The organism is Bradyrhizobium sp. ISRA464 (genome assembly GCF_029910095.1).
Lineage (GTDB): Bacteria > Pseudomonadota > Alphaproteobacteria > Rhizobiales > Xanthobacteraceae > Bradyrhizobium.
In genome coordinates, this window is record NZ_CP094526.1 from 6,185,525 (window position 1) to 6,204,691 (window position 19,167).

The 19,167-nt window shown below is 59.2% G+C and carries 18 protein-coding genes and 1 pseudogene; 7 read left to right on the top strand and 12 right to left on the bottom strand.

Going from position 1 to position 19,167, the window contains the following annotated elements; all coding sequences use genetic code 11:
- Positions 1-3: 3 nt before the first annotated feature.
- Positions 4-1,611 carry a hypothetical protein gene (locus MTX19_RS29050; RefSeq protein ID WP_280980447.1) on the bottom strand — a complete coding sequence of 536 codons (1,608 nt, stop codon included), beginning with the start codon at positions 1,609-1,611 and terminating at the stop codon, positions 4-6.
- 259 nt (positions 1,612-1,870) lie between these two features.
- On the opposite strand from MTX19_RS29050, the gene MTX19_RS29055 reads away from it, so the two are divergent.
- The 7 genes and pseudogenes from MTX19_RS29055 to MTX19_RS29085 all read left to right on the top strand — a co-directional run bounded on the left by MTX19_RS29055 (position 1,871) and on the right by MTX19_RS29085 (position 9,241).
- Entirely contained in the window at positions 1,871-2,284 is a 414-nt protein-coding gene (locus MTX19_RS29055; protein ID WP_280980448.1) for a hypothetical protein, read from the top strand.
- Positions 2,285-2,296: 12 nt separating this feature from the next.
- Positions 2,297-2,941, top strand: a pseudogene (locus tag MTX19_RS29060) (SOS response-associated peptidase family protein); the annotation flags it as partial.
- Positions 2,942-3,048: 107 nt separating this feature from the next.
- Positions 3,049-3,492, top strand: a complete 444-nt coding sequence (locus MTX19_RS29065) for a thermonuclease family protein (RefSeq protein ID WP_280980449.1) — start codon at positions 3,049-3,051, stop codon at positions 3,490-3,492.
- A 541-nt stretch (positions 3,493-4,033) separates the two neighbouring features.
- Positions 4,034-5,404: an integrase arm-type DNA-binding domain-containing protein gene (locus MTX19_RS29070; RefSeq protein WP_280980450.1), complete on the top strand. Its 1,371-nt coding sequence runs from the start codon at positions 4,034-4,036 to the stop codon at positions 5,402-5,404.
- 688 nt (positions 5,405-6,092) lie between these two features.
- Positions 6,093-6,722: an FMN-binding negative transcriptional regulator gene (locus tag MTX19_RS29075; RefSeq protein ID WP_280972972.1), complete on the top strand. Its 630-nt coding sequence runs from the start codon at positions 6,093-6,095 to the stop codon at positions 6,720-6,722.
- A 575-nt stretch (positions 6,723-7,297) separates the two neighbouring features.
- The gene (locus tag MTX19_RS29080; RefSeq protein WP_280980451.1) at positions 7,298-8,035 is read left to right on the top strand and encodes an HAD hydrolase-like protein; all 738 of its coding nucleotides are present in this window, start codon (positions 7,298-7,300) and stop codon (positions 8,033-8,035) included.
- A 261-nt stretch (positions 8,036-8,296) separates the two neighbouring features.
- Positions 8,297-9,241 (top strand): TauD/TfdA family dioxygenase, encoded by a 945-nt coding sequence (locus MTX19_RS29085; RefSeq protein WP_280972974.1) that lies wholly within the window; start codon positions 8,297-8,299, stop codon positions 9,239-9,241.
- Positions 9,242-9,473: 232 nt separating this feature from the next.
- On the opposite strand, the gene MTX19_RS29090 is transcribed toward MTX19_RS29085, so the two are convergent.
- From MTX19_RS29090 to trbB, 11 genes are read right to left on the bottom strand one after another with little or no spacing between them, the layout of a single operon-like run.
- Positions 9,474-9,713 (bottom strand): DUF2274 domain-containing protein, encoded by a 240-nt coding sequence (locus MTX19_RS29090; protein ID WP_280972975.1) that lies wholly within the window; start codon positions 9,711-9,713, stop codon positions 9,474-9,476.
- A gap of 4 nt (positions 9,714-9,717) precedes the next feature.
- Entirely contained in the window at positions 9,718-10,893 is a 1,176-nt protein-coding gene (locus MTX19_RS29095) for a TrbI/VirB10 family protein (RefSeq protein WP_280984907.1), read from the bottom strand.
- A gap of 38 nt (positions 10,894-10,931) precedes the next feature.
- Positions 10,932-11,855 (bottom strand): P-type conjugative transfer protein TrbG, encoded by a 924-nt coding sequence (gene trbG / locus MTX19_RS29100; protein WP_280984908.1) that lies wholly within the window; start codon positions 11,853-11,855, stop codon positions 10,932-10,934.
- Positions 11,856-11,914: 59 nt separating this feature from the next.
- The gene (gene trbF / locus MTX19_RS29105) at positions 11,915-12,598 is read right to left on the bottom strand and encodes a conjugal transfer protein TrbF (RefSeq protein ID WP_280980452.1); all 684 of its coding nucleotides are present in this window, start codon (positions 12,596-12,598) and stop codon (positions 11,915-11,917) included.
- 35 nt (positions 12,599-12,633) lie between these two features.
- Positions 12,634-13,863: a P-type conjugative transfer protein TrbL gene (gene trbL, locus MTX19_RS29110; protein ID WP_280972977.1), complete on the bottom strand. Its 1,230-nt coding sequence runs from the start codon at positions 13,861-13,863 to the stop codon at positions 12,634-12,636.
- The gene (gene trbK-alt / locus MTX19_RS29115) at positions 13,860-14,243 is read right to left on the bottom strand and encodes a putative entry exclusion protein TrbK-alt (RefSeq protein WP_280980453.1); all 384 of its coding nucleotides are present in this window, start codon (positions 14,241-14,243) and stop codon (positions 13,860-13,862) included. Before trbK-alt ends, trbL begins: the two co-directional genes overlap by 4 nt.
- Positions 14,243-14,968, bottom strand: coding sequence for a P-type conjugative transfer protein TrbJ (trbJ, locus tag MTX19_RS29120; protein WP_280972979.1), 726 nt, complete (start codon positions 14,966-14,968; stop codon positions 14,243-14,245). The genes trbK-alt and trbJ overlap by 1 nt, the downstream gene beginning before the upstream one ends.
- Positions 14,965-17,406: a conjugal transfer protein TrbE gene (trbE, locus tag MTX19_RS29125; RefSeq protein WP_280972981.1), complete on the bottom strand. Its 2,442-nt coding sequence runs from the start codon at positions 17,404-17,406 to the stop codon at positions 14,965-14,967. The genes trbJ and trbE overlap by 4 nt, the downstream gene beginning before the upstream one ends.
- 8 nt (positions 17,407-17,414) lie before the next feature.
- On the bottom strand, positions 17,415-17,678 hold the full coding sequence (locus MTX19_RS29130) for a VirB3 family type IV secretion system protein (RefSeq protein WP_280972983.1): 264 nt from the start codon (positions 17,676-17,678) through the stop codon (positions 17,415-17,417).
- The gene (locus tag MTX19_RS29135; RefSeq protein WP_280978186.1) at positions 17,678-17,950 is read right to left on the bottom strand and encodes a TrbC/VirB2 family protein; all 273 of its coding nucleotides are present in this window, start codon (positions 17,948-17,950) and stop codon (positions 17,678-17,680) included. The genes MTX19_RS29130 and MTX19_RS29135 overlap by 1 nt, the downstream gene beginning before the upstream one ends.
- Positions 17,951-18,000: 50 nt before the next feature.
- Positions 18,001-18,969, bottom strand: a complete 969-nt coding sequence (gene trbB, locus MTX19_RS29140) for a P-type conjugative transfer ATPase TrbB (RefSeq protein WP_280972985.1) — start codon at positions 18,967-18,969, stop codon at positions 18,001-18,003.
- Positions 18,970-19,167: the final 198 nt, after the last annotated feature.

Below are 19,167 nucleotides of genomic sequence, written 5' to 3' on the forward strand. Positions count from 1 at the left end.
TGGTTATGCGCCAATGGTTGGCGGAAGGGGCGGGCCGCCGCCATGACCACCTGATCCAAAGTCTCTCAGAAAATCGATGATCGGACCAATGTGCGGCCTCAGCAGATGATACGTCCTCCGCCAACCTTCGGCGGCCTGCGCGGTTTCCTTCCCCTTTTGTAGAATCCACCAGATCCGATTGAAGGCGCTGGCGATGATGTAGCTTCGCGACTTTTGGGGATCGGCATCAGCGATTGGATCCTTCGGTGGCTTCGGCCGAGTTGCGTCTGCCGGCGGCAGGTCTTCAGCTGGCAGCGCCTTGAAATCCTGCTCCGGTTTGGTCGCTTCATCGATCGCGGGCGAGAGAGTTTCATCGAAGACTTCTGGAGTCTGAGCGTGAATTATCCTCTGAATTGCCTCGACCGCGTCTCGCGCAAGCGGCTTTACCAGGCGGCCGATCGACACTGCATGGTAGTGCTTTTCAATCTCGGGATAGAACGATCGTAGACCGATATGATCCTCCAGCAAGACGGCAAGCTTGCTCGCGAACGCGGGAGAGAGAATAGGTTCATCTGCTGTAAAAAGCTTGTTGAGGGTTCTGGCTTCGCCGTCCGCCAGCAACATATTTCCCGTTCCGATCTCAGTCGGTAGCCATTCGACGTAGGCGGTAAGAATCTGCGCGTAGTCAGAGCGGCTTTGGAATTTCGGTGATGACGCCAGTTCTGCAAGCTGCAGTGCTCGACTTCGACACGCCATCAGCGCGTCGCGGTGGTGGCCGGACGTGAAGGATGGTGGCAACGTTGGCAATGAAAAGGAGCCGGGCTCAGTTCCGATACGGCCGTTCGGAAGACGGTTGATCGTTATCGGACTGACGATACCCTCGACTGCAACGGGATCAGGTTGCGTGGCCCACAATCGACGTTCGATCTCGGCATTAACGGCTTCCGCACCCTGATCCCAAGGCAAATCTCCAGGAACATCCGTCACGGCAGCATCTGCAAGCTTGGCCATGCGCGGACCATGAAGGAGAGCTTCGTACCAACTGATCCACACCTCCCAGTGATCACCATCGTCGAGCATGTGCTGCGATAGCCGTTGCCACCAATGATCGAATTTTGCGGGTGGCCCGTTAGGCCAAGGTGGCTCATCCGCCAACTGTTCAAAGGTAGAAGCGCCCGTTTGCAGGCGCTCTATGTCGACAGTCACAGCTCTCAGAAATTCTGCAGCAACATCCATCATGGCCGCGGCACGGAATGCTTCTGAAACGGCGTTGGCCGCAGCGGAGTGCGCGGAAGCGGCCTCCGTCCGAGTAATACGAGCCTTAGCGACCTCTGCGGCGACCCGGGCGGCGGCCGACGCTGATTGAGCGCTGGCCGACGGAACCGATGCGGCTTGTGTGCTTGCCTCCACAGCCAGCCTGACGAAAGGTAAGTCCACCGCGTCGTTCGGATGTTTGGCAGAAAACCGGGCTAGCGAATTTGCACGAAAAATCGAAAGTACGTTCAGATCTCCGAGCTGATCCAACTGAGAGGCAGGTAGGATCCTTAGGGACGCCCGAACGGCAATGACCGTCGACCACTGTAGCGGCTGCGGCCGCAGCCAGGTCGCGAACTCACTGGCGTCCGTCAGCATTGACAAGTCGACCATTGATTTGCCCGTCCCGTCGGGGCCCGCGTCTGCTCCCGATTGATTCCAGAGATGTATTTTGCTCACTTTTCAGGTGGTTTATGCAACCGCGCAATAGGTTACAGTGTTTCGTGGGTGGATTTGCAAGGCTTAGCCACAAGCTATGTGCTGGGAAATGACTGCGATCTGCAGTGGCTTACCCGCGTTCCGTGCCCCACATGTTGACGATTTGCGCCGACCGCTGACCCCCGCTTTGATGCCCAGCATGGGCTCGAAATCGCGCGAGTATATGTTCGGCGCCACCGTTCGGCATCTGGCCGAGCGGGCCGAGGAGGCGCGGCTGAACGCCGACGTGGCGGCCTGCCAGGCCTGGAACGCCCGCATGCTCGCATTCCAGGGGGCGGCTCAGCCGTCCCCTGCGCTCGGCGACGCGCTCAACGCCGGCTATCGCTACCTCGAAGTGAAGTGCCTTGGATGCGAAACGCATCAGACGGTCGCGCTCGACGTCGTCCGGCGCCCAAAGTGGACGCCGATCCACGAGCTCGAGCGTTACATGCGGTGCAAGCAGTGTTCTCGATCGAATGGCTATCCGTTCAAGCGCAGCCACCTTGTGGCGCTGCGGACCAATAGGATATCGACCATGAACCCGCCATCGACATGGTGGCCGGGGGAGAGGTGACTGACAGCGCCGATGTGCAACCTTTACAGTATCACCACCAATCAAGCCGCGATCCTGAACCTGTTCAAGGTCGTCAACCGATACGTCGGAAACCTCGCCCCCATGCCGGGCGTCTTCCCTGATTACCCAGCTCCTGTCGTGCGCAATGCCGGCGTCGAGCGCGAGATGGTGCTGATGCGCTGGGGCATGCCTCCGCCGCCGCGCACCGGCGGCCCACCGGCGACCAACATCCGTAATACGTCATCGCCGCACTGGCGAGGGTGGCTCAAGCTGGAAAACCGTTGCCTAGTGCCATTTAACAGCTTTGCCGAATATGCGCCCGAGGCAAATCCGGAGACCAAGAAAAAGGACGTCGTTTGGTTCGCGCTCGGCGATGACCGGCCGTTGACTTCGTTCGCCGGCATCTGGACCGAGTTCAAGGGGGACCGCGGCACCAAATCCACGCCGGTCCCGGGGCCCCACTTGGTCTATGGTTTCCTGACGACCGAGCCGAACGTAGTCGTCGAGCCGATCCATCCCAAAGCCATGCATGTGATCTTGACGACCGACGAGGAGCGCGACGTCTGGATGCGCGCACCGTGGGACGAAGCGAAAGCACTGCAGCGCCCATTGGCCGACGATGCGCTCAGGATCGTCGCCAGGGGCGAGGCGAAGAAGATATCTTGGTGTCAGGTGAGAGGTCGTGCTGGCGTCTCGTTGCCGCGGTGGCTGGTTTGTTCATCGCTACACCTGCGACAGCAGATGATGTTGCGGGTCGGGCTACCGTGATCGACGGCGACACGATCGAAATCCACGGCACGCGCATTCGACTGTGGGGCATCGACGCCCCCGAAAGCGATCAACTCTGCAGAAACGGTGATAGCGAGCTCTACCAGTGCGGCCAGCGGGCCGCGACCGCGTTAGATGCGCTCCTATACCTGGTTAAGCGTCCGGTCATCTCCGCACCGAAAGACCATGACCAGTACGGCCGGACCGTCGCCGTTTGCAAGGTGGGCGATCCTGGTCCCGACATGGCCCATTACCTTGTCGGAAAGGGGCTGGCTCTGGATTGGCCGAAATACTCCGGCCGCTACTACGCGGCGGCCCAAGCCAAAGCACAAGCCGCCGGCCGCGGCATGTGGGCGGGATCCTTCGTCACCCCTTGGCTTTACCGGACCTGCATCCGAGCCGGCCAGAGGCCGTCCTACTGCTCGGACGAGGCCAAATGATCAGCGTCCGAGGCGTCGCTACGACGCGCTTCCGGCTGTTGCCCACCTTCTTGACCGCCTTCTTCACTCAGGCCGCCGACTTGCGGGTCTTCTTTGCCTCTTAGCGAACTTCGTAGTCCCCGCAGCGACGCGCGCCCGGTCCTGCTTGCGCCAGCGCGCCCTGAAGCCAAAACGTCCCACCAGTCGATGCGGACGACTTCGACGGCTAAGAACACTTGTCGTACGAGAGCGTCTAAATAGCCCCAAAAAGCGTCTAAACGTTCACACTCTGTGCTAAGTGAATGGAACGCTAGATGCTTGATATTGCTGAGGAGTTCATGGTGGGCGCACCAGGGCTCGAACCTGGGACCCGCTGATTAAGAGTTCAAAATCAGCGCTTCGCTGCAATTTCTGAATCCACGACGCGCTACGACGATGATCGAGAAGTCCTTTGTTTATGGGCATTTCTCGCATAGCTTCGCAGTTCGTCGAACCCGAACCCCCAAACACCCCGGTTTGCCAAAACCGTTTGAAAAACCGTTTTAGTTGACTGCTCCCTCCAATGAACAACACTCGCATTCTCCTGAGCGACAAGACCATCGCTCAGTTACCTACCCCGAAGGACGGATGGTACCTAGCCCGCGACACCGAGTTGAAGGGCTTCTTCGTCGTCGTGGGGCGGAGGAAAAGGACCTTCACTGTCCAAGGCGACCTCCGGCAAGGAGGAAAGCGGTCATCTTCCATCAGAGTCTCTATCGGTGATACGCGCGAGTTGACGACCCGAACCGCGCGCGCGATGGCGAAGGAATATCTGGCCCAGATCAGCAAGGGACAGCACCCGAAGGCGACAAAGGAAGTGGGGCACAGTGGCTCCGTCCCGGTCGGAAATACGGTCGGCGCGACTGTTACACTCAGGCAAGCATGGCAGCGATATCTGGTGGCCCATCTGATCCGAAAGGGGCGTAGTGAGAAGACCATAAGTGGTTATCGCGACCATGTAGAACGTCTCTTTGCGGAGTGGCTTGATACTCCATTGAGCGAACTTGCGATGAATCCTGCTCGTGTTGCGAACAAGCACGACGACCTCACGAAGCAGAACGGTCCCTATATTGCGAATGGCAGCATGCGAACGCTGCGCGCAATTTACAATCACGCTCGTAAGACCAACAGATCACTGCCGCGCGACAATCCAGCAGACGCTATCGACTGGAATGAGGAAAAACGTCGCGATACTGGCATGGGCATCATCGACCTGACCGAATGGTTCAGGGAGTTGGCCGCTCTTGAGAATCCAGTCCGTCGTGAATTTCATCTGCTCACGCTGCTGTCTGGTTCCCGGACCACCGCGTTGCAGCAAGTAAAGCCAAGCCACATCGATTTTCACCGCCGGACTTTGCATATCGAAAAACCGAAGGGTGGCAGGAAGCGAGCTTTTGACATCCCGCTCTCCCGCGAAATGATCCTGTGTCTCATTCGGACAATCCGATTCGGCAGACAAATTTATCCGTTGCAGTCGCAGAAATGGGTATTTCCCGGCGACAGCGCGTCAGGGCATCTAGCTGAAACAAAGGAGGATCGGGGTACACTCTCGAAATGGGGCAATGATCTTCGCCAAACGTTCCGCACTGTTGCATCGGCTGCTGGAGTGTCCGAATTCGATGCGAAGCTTCTTATGAACCATTCGATTCCAGGCGTGAACGCCGGCTACGTTACCCGACAGAAACTCCTCGAGGATCACCTGCGCGGCCAGCAGCAAGCTATCAGCACTGCTGTATTCTCCGCTCTTGGTAAGTCGCTCACGAAAGATTCCGATTTGGGAGCTTGGCTCGGCCGATGGGCAAGCTGCCGTGCAGCCAGCAGAGTTCAAACGAAGCCAGACGTTCCGAGCAACGAACAAGACCGAGCTACCTCCGCGCATACCCGAAGAGGCTGAACTCATATATCGTCGATTTGCCGCGCGCCTGCTGCTCTGTGAGGCGGCTTATCGAGCTTATCGACCGGCGTCATTGTTCGATTCCCTACGTTAACGCACCCAAGAGATCGTCTAAGCTGGCTCAACACGGTTGCGTGAATTGCCGCATGATGCAGAGGCCACGGCCGTGTCGCAAGGCGTTGTATTCCGGCCAGCGAAGCGCTCCGTCAGACGAGCTACTACCCGCGCTGCAATCTTCGGCGATCATCTCGGATGATTGCGCCGTTAGCGAACTCGCACGCCGTCGCGGCTGCCGTGTGCGAATGCCGCCGTTCGGATCGCCGGCCCATGCGTCCCCTGCCACATTCGGGCTTGATCTAGAATCGAACTCGCGGTCGGAACGAACACTCGGCCCACGGCACGACCAAAGTGATTGAGCCCACAGCCGATCCCTTCAAGATCCGACGCGCAGCCGTGGACTTTTTACCATCTTAAGTTCGCGGACCGGCGGCCTCTGGGCCATTACAACCGCCTTACTTAGCCACATCCCTTTCCAACGGGCGCGACGTTCTCTGCCTGATCATCGGCTGGCCAGGTCATGAGCAAGGCCGCTGGATCCACCGGCGAGCCTCTGCCGGGCCGACCGGAACTGGCAGTTTCCAGCGTGCCGACCTGGGTTTATCTCAGAACCACAAACCGGAGAGCTTTCATGTACATACCACCGGCCTTTAGAGATGACGATCTCGATAACATTCGAGAGACGATCCGCTCCGGCCGTCTCGCCAATTTGATCACGGCTACGTCAGACGGACCACTTGCGACACCCCTCCCGCTCTTCCTAGACGAGACCGAAGGCGAACACGGAGCACTGTACGGGCACCTGGCGAAGGCCAATCCGCAGTGGCGTGCGGCCTCGATCGGTGAAGCTCTGGCGATCTTCATGGGGGCGGAGGCCTATGTGACGCCCTCCTGGTATGTCACCAAACAAGAAGCTGAATGTGTGGTGCCGACCTGGAATTACGTCGCGGTCCACGCCCACGGGCCGATTGAGTTCTTCGAGGATCCCGAACGTCTGCTTGCGGTCGTTACGCGGTTGACCAATATTCACGAGACGTTACGCGCGACGCCTTGGTCAGTCAGTGATGCCCCCGCTGATTTCATCGCCGCCCAGCTCTGTGGAATTGTTGGCGTGCACATTCCCATCACCAAGATCGAAGGCAAGCGCAAGATGAGCCAAAATCGTCCCGCGGCTGACCGCATCGGTGTTGCCACCGGCCTCGCGGCGAGCAAACAGCCACGGGATCAGGAAGTGGCTGCCCTGATTCTAGCTCAGGCCTGAGGCGAGCGTAACGAAAATGTACAAGACCAGTTAGGAACGACAGCTGATGCAACGTCGGGTGAGTATCTTGGGTCTCCAAGCTTGGCCCTCATGCATGGACGTGTCCATGGAATCCATGGTCATCGGTCCAAGTTCGGCAGGCGAGACTCGAGCCTCGATTCAACGTACAGCCGAAATACCACAACATGACCAGTCGTCAGTTCGACACCTCGGCCCCGCCCGCCGTGCAGGTTCTTGTCCATGTTCCGACAGCGGCACAATTGTTGTGTCGGCTTCAGTACACCCCGCGAAAGCACGGGTTGATATTTTCCAACGGATACTCAGCCGCTTAGTACGCACTAGCAGAGCTGGCACGACCATTGCTCCAGCAAAAGCCGACCTAGAGCATCCAAAGGCACGAAACCGGCAGGCAATCTCTCCTTTCCTAAATCCTCGTGTCTAGCTCTCGGAAGAATGGTCAACGCGGTCAACGCACCTCTCAATCCCTCACTGGAGCCTAAACGTAACTGAGGCAGGTCCACATTTGTGGCTCGTATGCTCAGATGAGACCCTTACGATCTGCTCGACGCAGACATATGGATCCAAACTTTAACAATCACGAGCAGACTTACCGCGCCACCACTGCTCTAGGTTCACGCATGAAATCCGCGATCGTATTCGACTGGAATGGTACGCTGCTCGACGATGCCAATGCGGTGTTGCAAACCGTCAATGCCATTTTGAGCCGGTTCAGTCGCGCGACCGTAGACATGCAAAGGTTCCGCGAGGAGTTTGAGCTTCCGCTCTCCGTTCTTTACCGCAATCTGGACATGTCGGAAGATGAAGTCGAAGTCGTGCATAGTAACGACAGCGCCATCTTTCACGACACCTACGAATCCTTGGCAAGTAAAGCTCTTTTACGGAAAGGCGCACGAAATATCTTGCTAGCTGCACATCGCCAAGCCGTTCAAACCGTCATTCTGAGCAATCACATTGTCGAACCAATTCGCGTACAGGTGCGAAGACTTGGCATCAAGAGTTGCGTCACCGAGATTTTGGCGTTTGAGAGCCGCGCAACTCAGTTTAGGAGCATGAGCAAGGAGGACCGGCTGCGCCTGTACATGCAGGCCAATGATCTGTCCGTCGAAAGAACCGTCGTCGTCGGCGACATGCCAATCGAAACGGAGATCGCCCGCAATCTCGGCCTTATCAGCGTGTCGATCACGGGCGGATTTGTTTCCGAATCGCGCTTGCGCGCCGCACGGCCGGACTACATGATACATGACCACCATGACCTAGTACCCATTTTGCAGAAACACCGCATTCTCAATTGAGTGATCGAAGGTCTGCCGTTGGTCACTATTGCTAATCACTGCTTCTTCGCGACTCCATGATATTGAAGGATGATGCCGGCGACCGAGCCCGTTGACTGTCCGTTCCAGTCATCGGTTCTATCCGGTGACCGCACGATTCCTATTGCTCATCTCGGTCCGTAGCCACTCAGGCTCGATCTTTGCGACTGGCACAATGCTTGCTGCTGATCATTCGCTACCGAGGGGCCTAGGAAGCGAACCGCAAGCTTGGAAAATACCGCTATGAGCGAAACGGATTTGATCGATGATGTCATCTCGCGTACCGACGTCGTAAAACGAGCAGTGCGTATCGGCGCCGAGGTCAAAAATATCAAGCTATCGGGGGACTTGCCGAGCCGGACGATTGCAGCGATCAACAGCTTGCTGCTCGAACACAAAGTAATCTTCTTCCGTGGGCAAGGCCATCTCGATGACGCCGAGCAGGAGCGCTTTGCCGCTCGTTTAGGAACTCTAGTGCCGCATCCGATGCTCGGCGTTACCAAGGGAATGGCATCGATCCTCGAACTGGATTCCACCCGCGGCGGCGGTCGCGCCGATGTGTGGCATGCGGATGGGACATTCGCCGATGCCTATCCAAAGATTCTGGTGCTACGAGCCGTTGTAATGCCGCCGTTCGGCGGCGATACGGTGTGGTCGAATACAGCGGCAGCCTATCTCGATCTGGCGCCACCGCTACAACGACTTGCCGACGAGCTCTGGGCCGTTCACAGCAACGTTTTCGATTACGCCGGAATGGCTCGCGTCCGCGACATTGACAAGAAGCATTTTGACGAGGTCTTTACCAGAACGATTTTCGAGACTGAGCATCCCGTCGTGCGAGTTCACCCCGAGACAGGCGAGCGGGCGCTAGTGCTCGGCGCCTTGGTGCAGCGTTTTGTCGGCGTTCCCAAATATGACGGCCAGAAGCTGTTCGATCTATTCCAGTCTCATATCACCGCGCCCGAAAATACCGTGCGCTGGAACTGGATGGAAGGTGATGTCGCGATATGGGATAACCGCGCAACACAGCATTATGCGGTCAACGACTATGGCGATCAGCATCGCGTCGTGCGACGTGCCACAATCGACGGTGATGTGCCCGTCAGCGTTGACGGCCGAAACAGTGTCAGGCGGCTCAAGGTCAACAAACAGCCGCCTATCGACGTCGCTCAACACTCGCGAAGCTAAGAACTCGACAGAACCTGGTGAGCGCGGCGGTATCCCGGGAGACGCGGGTGCACACCTCCCGACAGGGCATCTCCACGCGCACTCCGTGTCGGGCTGCCGCGATCAAGTTGCGCACGCCCACTCGCCCGACATGCCGGCGGGCTCGGCCGTTGCAACGAGAGCGATCCGCTTCGGCTGATGCGGAGCATGTCTTCAGCAGTGGTCGACAGGTTCGTGAAGCGGTAGTGGACGACTATCCTTCACCAGCGACAGGCACGTGAGCTCCACGCTTCAGCCTGGAAAATCCTCGATCGGTGGCCATGAAGCGCGCCAACATAGGTGCGATGAGCTTGGTCGCCTCGATCGGCTGACCACCCTGACGTGTCAAGACTTCTGCATAGGCAATGAGATCACGGTGCACCGCCGCCGGCAATTCCACACTCACTTTGACCGACCTGTCGTCTGGGAGCGCTCCAATTTTGAGCTTTGGCATGTTTTCACCCTCTGTACGGTTCAAGAACGAGATCACGATGGACAATGACACGGACCGGGAACCCCGGCCGTATGGTCAAAGTAGGCTGGATATTCAGGCCGCGTCGAACCACCTGCTGTCCGGTTTGGCTCAGCGAATCGGCCGCGCCGTGGCGCAACGCCTGAACGATTGCGCCATTATTGCTATTGGCGTCTGAGCCCTCACCTAGCTCCGTGCCGATTGCCAATGAGGTCGACAGCGCCGCGGCTTTGACTAACTCACCCCAGTGATTGTCGACTTCATCTTCGAGGCCAGCATAACCTGCGGCGTCGGCACCAGGCTGTCGCTCGAGAACGATGGAACGTCCGTTCGGCATGATCAGCCGCGTCCATACGAGCAGCACGCGAGACTGACCGAAGGCGATCTGACTATCGTAAAGACCAATCAGGCGTGCTCCCTGCGGAACCAGCAGAAAACGTCCCGTTGGAGAATCATATACGTTCTCTGTTACTTGCGCCACGATTTGGCCAGGTAGATCCGAGCGAATACCTGTGATGAGTGCTCCGGGAACGACGGTTCCTGCCTGAACCACAAATGCTGACGCCGCTTTCGTGATGCGATCCGCGTTCGTGGTGCGGCGATCCACGACGGCGTTGGCGAAAGCAAGCTTTCTGTCCTGCGCGTTCAGCGTTAGTCCATCTTCATTGTTGGATGGCGACGTAGATGGAATCACGCGATCGCCGGTCGATTCGTTCGTTGTCGGATTTTGACTCCCTCGAACGCTTGTCGACACGAAGAGACGGCTGACACGCGCAGCTTCGTTCTCCTGGTTCTGCCGTTGCTGATCTTGGTCAAGTGTAGTCCCAAAGACTGTTGGCGACTGCCCTTGAGCAGAAAGAATCGGACGACCAAGATCGCCCGGAAGCGGCGGCCCGAGTTGCGGCACCTGACGTTGGGCGGCAGCGTAGTCACGTGGTAGAGCCGCAATGCTATCAGCAATGCTATGATGGTCGGTACTATAGAGCTCTTCCGGGGAAGGGCCCGTTGTCTTGTTCTTCTGTAGGGCCCAAAACGCTGCGCCAGCGACGACCGTCAACCCCATCGCGCTGCCAGCCAGGAGAACCTTTCGAGAGAGTCGCGTAACGCGTGGATACCCCGGTCTGAGCCGAAAGGCGTTTGGCGTTTCGGCAGGACCTTGCATTTCAACAGGTGGACGATCGTCCGAAAGATTCTGGCTCATTATGATGGCCTCCCGTCGGTCCGAACAATTCTTACCTTCTGCTGATGCTCCCCTCCCAGGCGCAGTTCGGCAGCGGCGAACAGACGATCGACGATGAGCAGATTGCTGTAGGCACGATAGTTGACGATTTCGGACTTACCGTCCGGGCCAAGCACGAACAGTGGAGGCATCTCGCCCTGAACGATACCTTGGGGGAACTCTATGTAGACCTTGCGGCCGTCATCGTAAGCCGCGAGCGGTCGCCAAGGCGGGCGATCACCTTCGATCGCGTAACGGAAGCGGCGTTGTGAGGCATCAGGCAAGGTGGGCGTTAGAGATAGTGATTGCCCCTTTATTTGCTCTTCCGGATAGTACCACGAGATCAGCGGCATGTAGGGCTTCTCGCGGGAGCGGAGTTCAATGAGATAGGTCCGCCGGTCGGTGTTGATAACGAGGTTCGTCTCGATCGAGGAACGAGTCGGCTTGACCAGGACATGGACCCGTCGAGCCTCACCACTACCGCTCTCGGTATCACCGATGACCCAGCGCACGGTGTCACCGGCTGCAATCGGCCCGGAACCGACCAGTTGCTCGCCCTCCTCGAGTGCAATGTCGGTAATCTCTCCCGGCGCCGCGTAAACCTGATAGAGCGCGCCCGCACTGAAACTGTAGATCTGTGCGGCGTTGAAGTATCCTCGTCTCCGCGGTTCGACCCGAGCCGCACTATTCGCGACTTCGATCCTGCCAACCGGTTCGGCTTCTTCCTTGGTTCCTGCTTTCCCGCCAAGGGTTGGCTTCCAGGCCGGCGGAACGTGGAGCGGCCGCGACCGATCGTCGAAGGTCGCCGGCGCGGGCGGTAACGGCGGCACGTCGGAATCGTATGAGATCTCGGGCGGGATGAATGTTGAGCAGCCTCCCAACGGGCACACGAAGATGGCTATCATTGAGACCAGCGCACATCTGGGGGCGATGACTCCGGTCCGGCGTTCATAAGGTTGCCGCTTCATTGTCCGAGCTCCTTCGACCAGCTGATTGCGTTGACGTAGATCCCGAGCGGGTTCTTGCGCAAGCGATCGGCGTCGTGAGGCGTCTGAATGACGACAGTCAGAATAGCGGTCCAGCGTTCGGTCGATGCCAGCGATCCCTTCTCATAAGAACGCTGGATCCAGGCGACACGAAAACTTTCGATAGAGGCGCGGATCGCACTGGAGACTTCGACCGAGATCTGCGCCTTGCCGAGCTTGGCAAATGGATCATTGCTCCTGGCATACTCGTTGAGCGCGGCAGCTCCGCGATCGGTGGTGAAATCGTAAGCCCGCAGCCAATTTTGACGAAGGACGATGCCGTCTGCCGGCAGGCCGCGAACGTCTTCGATGAAGCGGGCTAGATGATAGGCAATCTGCGGATCGGTCGGCTCATAATCCGAGTTGGCGGGCGCAACTCTCTGTGCTTGCCCGATGTGATCGACTTCGACAATCCACGGCGTGATCGCTCCCTGCGTCGACTGCCAGACCAATCCTCCGGCTAGGCCGCACGACAACACCAGGCAGCAGAATGCCATTAGCCTCCAGTTCTTCGCCTGTATGCGAGCCGATCCGATACGCTCATCCCACACTTGGGCGGCCTTTTGATATGGTGTGACTGGCGCTGGCGCTCGCCCGTAGTGAACTGAAGACCTTTTGAACATTAGCATTTCCCCAACAGAGCAGAGTTTTTGACCAACTAGCGCCCGCCCTCCGACAGATCGACTGAGCCGCCACTTCCCCCGGGATCACCTGACCGAACAGCGTGTGTTGCCGCCGAAACGCCCTGACTGATCGTCTGGGTGCGCTTCATGTGCCGTGCCCATTCCGGCGGGCTTTCGACCGAGCCCCCTGACACCTGGCCGACGGATTGGGCGCTGCCGCCCACAGCCGCAGCGAGCCGGCGTAGAGGACTCCCTGGCGCGGAGGTGGCAGCTTCGGCAACGCCGAGAACGCCGCCGCTCCGGTAGGCAGCAGCCGTTCCGCTTGCGATCGCGCTGCCTCCCCGCACAGCACCTGCGATCGCTCCGCTGGCGAGTCCCATGCCGCCGGCGGCGAGACCGGCACCCGCGGCAACAACGCCACCGGCAGCGAGGCTCGTACCGACTGCGGCGCCCGCCCCGAGCTGCGGGCCACCCGAAACCAGACCATTGGCAATGCCAGGCCCAAAGATCCCCAGCCCCAGCAGCGACAACGCGGCAAGAACCAGCGTCATTGCATCTTCAATAGTCGGCTGGCCGCCATTGAAGCCGGAGGTAAATTGGGAGAATAAGGTCGATCCAATGCCGACGATCACGGCCAGCACCAGCACCTTGATGCCGGATGAGACGACATTGCCGAGGACCCGCTCGGCGGCAAATGCAGTCTTGCCGAACAGACCGAACGGAATCAGCACGAAGCCAGCAAGCGTCGTCAACTTGAATTCGATCAACGTGACAAAGAGCTGAATGGCCAGGATGAAGAAGGCCATCAGAACAACGGCCCAAGCGAAGAGCAGAACGGCGATCTGAACGAAATTCTCGAAGAAGCTGACATAGCCCATTAGATTCGAGATCGAGTCCAGGATCGGCCGGCCGGCATCGAGGCCGACCTGCGCAATCTTCCCGGGGTGAACGAAATCACCGGCCGAAAGACCGGTCCCTGATGCCTTCAGTCCAAGACCGGCGAAGCTTTCAAAAACGATCCTGGCGAGACTGTTCCAGTTCCCGATCAGATAGGCAAAGATCCCGACAAAGAGGATCTTCTTGATGAGCCGCGCGATTACGTCATCATCCGTGCCCCAGCTCCAGAACAGACCTGCCAGCGTAAGGTCGATGGCAGCCAGCGTCGTCGCGAGATAGCCGACCTCACCTCCGACAAGACCAAAGCCGTTGTCGATGTAGCGGGTGAACGTTTCGAGGAACTGGTCGATGACTCCGGTGCCCGTCATTGATCACCTTCCCGTGGCGCAACGACCGAGGGACTGCCCTGCGGGATACGGCTTTGATCCTTTGGTGCGGACAATGATGGCGAACCACCGGTATCAGCTTCGGCGATACCGGGCGAGTTTGCCTTGTGACCAAAGAATCGCCGTCGGTTTTCGGCCCAAGCCCTTTGGCAGCGCTCGTAAGCGGGTGCTTGCTCCGACGTCACCGAACGGCAACGTGCCAGATCCGACTCGAGCGCAGTGTTCGCCTTCTCGTTCGATTGCGTCGGCCCCGCAACCTTGTGAGGCTCACGCAGTTGGATCGTGCAGGCAACGATGGCTGCCAGTCCGGCGATCGCCGAAATAGCCAGCGATAGTGCTCTAAAGGCCTTGAGGTCGGTCATCAGTGAAACATCTGGACGTTGGAGGACTGATAACCTTGGCCTTGTCTCAGAAACCGCCAAAGCTGCTCGCGCCCTTGGTCTTGGGCAGCGGCGCGCTGCGCGGATTCAAGCGATTGAGCCCTGCCCTGCGCCGCCACAGTTGCGGTCAGATCGGCGAGCTGCTCCGCCTCAAGCGCAAGGATCTGATTGCCGGCTTGCGTCGCTTGCAAGGCGCCACTTGCGCCCTGGCTTGAGCTCACGAGGGCCGAGGTCTGAATGCGGTTGGTATCGAGGTTACCCACGACACCCGCCTGCACACGAAGCGCGTCCTGAAACGCCGCAACCGAGTTTTGCCAGCGTGCTTGTGCACCTACAAAGAGCGCGGAATCGGATTGGCTGCTGTTCGTCGGCGCGTAACTGGTCGCGAAGGCCCGATCGATCTGTTGCACGTCGTAAGCGATACGCTGTGCCTGGGCCAGGAGTTTCTGGGTCCGTTGAATCGACGCCTGAAGCTGCTGCAGCGAAGAGTACGGCAGGCTCGCCAGGTTCTTCGCCTGATTAATCAGCATCTGTGCCTGGTTCTGCAACGAGGTGATCTGATTGCTGATCTGCTGCAGCTCGCGCGCTGCGGTCAGAACATTCTGAACGTAGTTGTTGGGATCAAAGACGATCAGTGCCCGCGCCGGTCCGGTAGCTGCAAATGACAATACGATGATGCTGATGACTAGGAATCTATGACGGATCATTGTGACTTCTCCAGATTGCTGAGACTGGGAATGAGATCCACGGCCCAACTCGCTTCGCGGTGCCGGAGCCAGGCGGCCACGAAGCCATCGCGGCCGTGCTCTGCGATCAGCCTCTCAATCGCCGCCTGGTCAGTCTTGGAGGATGCGGCCGTAAAGGCGAGCGCAACCTCGCCGAGACCGAGGTCGAACATGCGATTGCCGCGGCGAGATTGGCAGTAATAGTCCCGCTTCGGGGTGGCTCGGCTCAACAGCTCGATCTGGCGATCATTGAGCCCGAAGCGGCGATAGATCGCGGTGATCTGAGGTTCGATCGCCCGCTCGTTTGGCAGAAGCAGCCGGGTCGGGCAGCTCTCAATGATGGCCGGAGCAATGGCTGACCCATCGATATCCGATAGCGACTGGGTAGCGAAGATGACAGACGCGTTCTTTTTCCGCAACGTCTTCAACCACTCGCGGAGCTGACCGGCGAAATCCACATCATCGAGCGCAAGCCATCCTTCGTCGACGATGATGAGGGTCGGACTGCCGTCGAGACGGTCGCCAATGCGGTGAAATAGATAGGCAAGTACTGAGGGCGCCGCGCCAGTTCCAATCAATCCTTCCGTCTCGAATGCCTGGACGGAGGCCTCGCCGAGGCGCTCGAACTCCGCGTCAAGCAGTCGGCCGTAGGGACCGCCAAGGCAATATGGTTGCAAGGCGCGCTTCAGAGCCGTCGACTGAAGAAGCACTGAAAGTCCCGTCAACGTCCGTTCCGCGCGGGGTGCAGAGGCCAGGGACGTCAGCGCCGACCACAGAAGGTCCTTCGCCTCCGGCGTAATGTCGACCTTCTCGCGGGTGAGGATTGAAGCAACCCATTCGGTGGCCCAGCCTCTTTCGGCCGGATCGTCGATCCAGGCCAATGGCTGCAGCGCGACCGGCCCCGTCGCATCTTGCGACAGCACTCCACCAAGGTCGTGCCAATCTCCATCCATCGCGATCGCGGCCGCGCGGATCGAACCGCCGAAATCGAACGCGAAGACTTGGGCGTTGGGGTAGCGGCGGAACTGCAGCGCCATGAGCGCCAGCAGAACCGATTTTCCGGCACCGGTCGGGCCCACAATCAAAGTGTGTCCGACGTCTCCGACGTGAAGCGAGAAACGGAAGGGGTTCGCTCCCTCTGTTTTGCCATAAAACAGGGGCGGACCCTTGAGATGATGGTCCCTCGCCTCGCCGGCCCACACGGCTGATAGGGGAATCATATGCGCGAGATTAAGTGTCGAGATCGGCGGCTGCCGGACGTTCGCGTACACATGTCCGGGCAAGCTGCCGAGCCAAGCCTCGACAGCATTGATCGTCTCGATCATGCAGGTGAAATCGCGCCCCTGAATCACCTTTTCGACCAGCCGTAGTCTCTCATCGGCCGAACGCGGGTCTTGGCTCCAAACCGTCACGGTTGCCGTGATGAGGGCTTCACCAATCTGGTCAGCCCCCAGCTCCTGGAGCGCAGCGTCGGCATCCATAGCCTTGTTCTGGGCGTCGGTATCGAGAAGCGAGGACGCCTCGTTGGTCATCACTTCTTTGAGGATCGCCGCGATCGATTTGCGCTTGGCGAACCATTGGCGCCTGATTTTCGTCAGTAGTTTTGTGGCATCGGTTTTGTCGAGCATGATAGCCCGCGTCGACCATCGGTACGGAAATGCCAGACGGTTGAGGTCGTCAAGAATGCCGGGCGTTGTCGCGGTCGGAAATCCGACGACTGTCAACACACGCAGGTGTGCCGCGCCCAGCATTGGCTCGAGCCCGCCCGTCATCGGCTGGTCCGCAAGCAGCACGTCCAGATACATCGGGATTTCCGGCACACGAACCCGATGCCTTTTCGAGGAAATCGTCGAGTGGAGGTAAGTCAGCGTCTCCGAGTCATCGAGCCAAGCGCATTCCGGCATGAACCCCTCGACGAGTTGCAGAATGCGATCGGTTCGATCGACGAACCCACCGAGAACCTCGCGCGCGTCGCTGCTCGGAGCGCGATTACTGCCTTCATATAGAAGCCGTTCGGCTCTCGCCGCGTCCTCTACCGGTGGCAGGTACAGAAACGTCAGGTAATAGCTCGACTGGTAATGGGCGCCCTCCTCATCGAACTGCGCCTTCCGCTCCGCATCGACCAGCGCGGACGCCACATCCGGAAACGAGTTCAGCGGATAGACTCCAGCGGAATGGCGCTGCGCCTCCACGAACACCGCCCAGCCGGAACCCAGACGACGCAACACGTTGTTCAGCCGGCCCGCGACGGCGACGAGTTCGGCCGGTACAGCACTGTCGAGATCCGGTCCGCGGAATCTGGCTGTCCGCTGGAATGAGCCATCCTTGTTCAGGACGATCCCCTCATTGACCAGGGCCGCCCACGGCAGAAAATCGGCAAGCCGCGTATTCGATCGGCGATATTCGGCAAGATTCATCATGGAAGGCTCTAAAGGCTGAGATGAGCCGGAACCCGCAGATGGCGGCGCACGACCTCGACGAAGGCGGGATCGCGTTTGGCGGCCCAGACGGCTGCGGCATGGCCGATGGCCCAGAACAGCAGGCCCGCGATCCACAGACGCAGTCCGAGTCCAAGAGCCGCGGCAAGGGTCCCATTCACGATGGCGACCGCGCGAGGCGCTCCCCCCATCAGGATCGGTTCGGTCAACGCACGGCGCACTGGCGTGACGAACCCTGCAACTGGCTCGTCCATCAGATCACCATGCCGCCGCCGAAGGAGAAGAACGACAGGAAGAAGCTCGAGGCTGCGAAGGCAATCGAAAGCCCGAATACGATCTGAATGAGCCTGCGAAAGCCGCCGGACGTATCGCCAAACGCCAGCGTTAGGCCTGTGACCACGATGATAATGACAGCGATGATCTTCGCGACCGGTCCTTCAACCGACTGCAGGATTTGGTTCAGCGGTTGCTCCCATGGCATGTTGGAGCCCGCAGCTCGGACAGGTGAGCTCGCAAGCATACCCATCGCCGCTGCGAGCAGCCAAGTCGCGCGCGGCGAGATTGAAAATGGAAAGCTCATGTCAAGTCTCCTGCTGGTGAGAGGCTGTAATCGCCGGTCGCCCCAAGGCCGTCGACACGTGCAAGCTCGGTGAGCCGGCGGGCGGCGCCGCGCCCGGAAAGGACAGCAATGACGTTGATGGTCTCGGCGATCAGCGCGCGCGGTACCGTGACGACGACTTCCTGAATGAGCTGCTCGAGCCGGCGCAACGCGCCGAGGGCGGTGCCCGCATGGATGGTGCCGATGCCGCCGGGGTGCCCCGTTCCCCAGGCTTTGAGCAGATCGAGCGCTTCAGCGCCTCTAACCTCGCCGATAGGAATACGATCTGGGCGCAGTCGAAGGGAGGAGCGCACAAGATCCGAAAGCGTGACCACCCCGTCCTTGGTGCGCAGCGCGACGAGGTTCGGCGCCTTGCATTGCAATTCGCGAGTGTCCTCGATTAGAACCACGCGATCGCTGGTCTTCGCGACCTCCGCAAGCAAGGCATTGGTAAGCGTCGTTTTTCCCGTCGAAGTACCGCCGGCGACCAAGATGTTCTTGCGTGCGCCGACAGCCAGACGCAGAGCAACTGCCTGCTCAGGCATTATGATGCCCGCGGCAGTATAATCGTCGAGCGTGAATACCGCGACCGCGGGCTTGCGGATAGCGAAGGCTGGCGCGACCACGACAGGCGGCAAGAGTCCTTCGAACCGCTCTCCAGTTTCGGGTAGTTCCGCAGAAATGCGCGGCGCAGCGGCATGGACCTCGGCACCGACATGATGCGCCACCAGGCGGATGATACGCTCTCCATCTGTCGCGGAGAGCTGCTCACCGGTTTCGGTCAGGCCGCCTGGCAGCCGGTCGATCCATAGCCGTCCATCGGGATTCAGCATCACCTCGACGATTGCCTCGTCTTCAAGGTAACGAGCAATAGCGGGCCCTAGTGCACTGCGGAGCATTCGCGCACCGCGCGAGGTCACCTCCGATTGAAACGAATGGATTGCCACTGCCGCCCCCGCCGACCGAGGGCAGAACAAGCAGCGCCCTCAGATGGGGATGATTAGAAAAGGCAGAAATAGACCGGGATCAACAAGGGTGTTGCCGCGTTCGTAGCCTGGCGTATGAAAAGAAAGGTTGGGAGTGGCTCACAGCAGGTTCCGGACCCATGCCGTATACGATCATCCTCGAATGTGACATGAACCGCA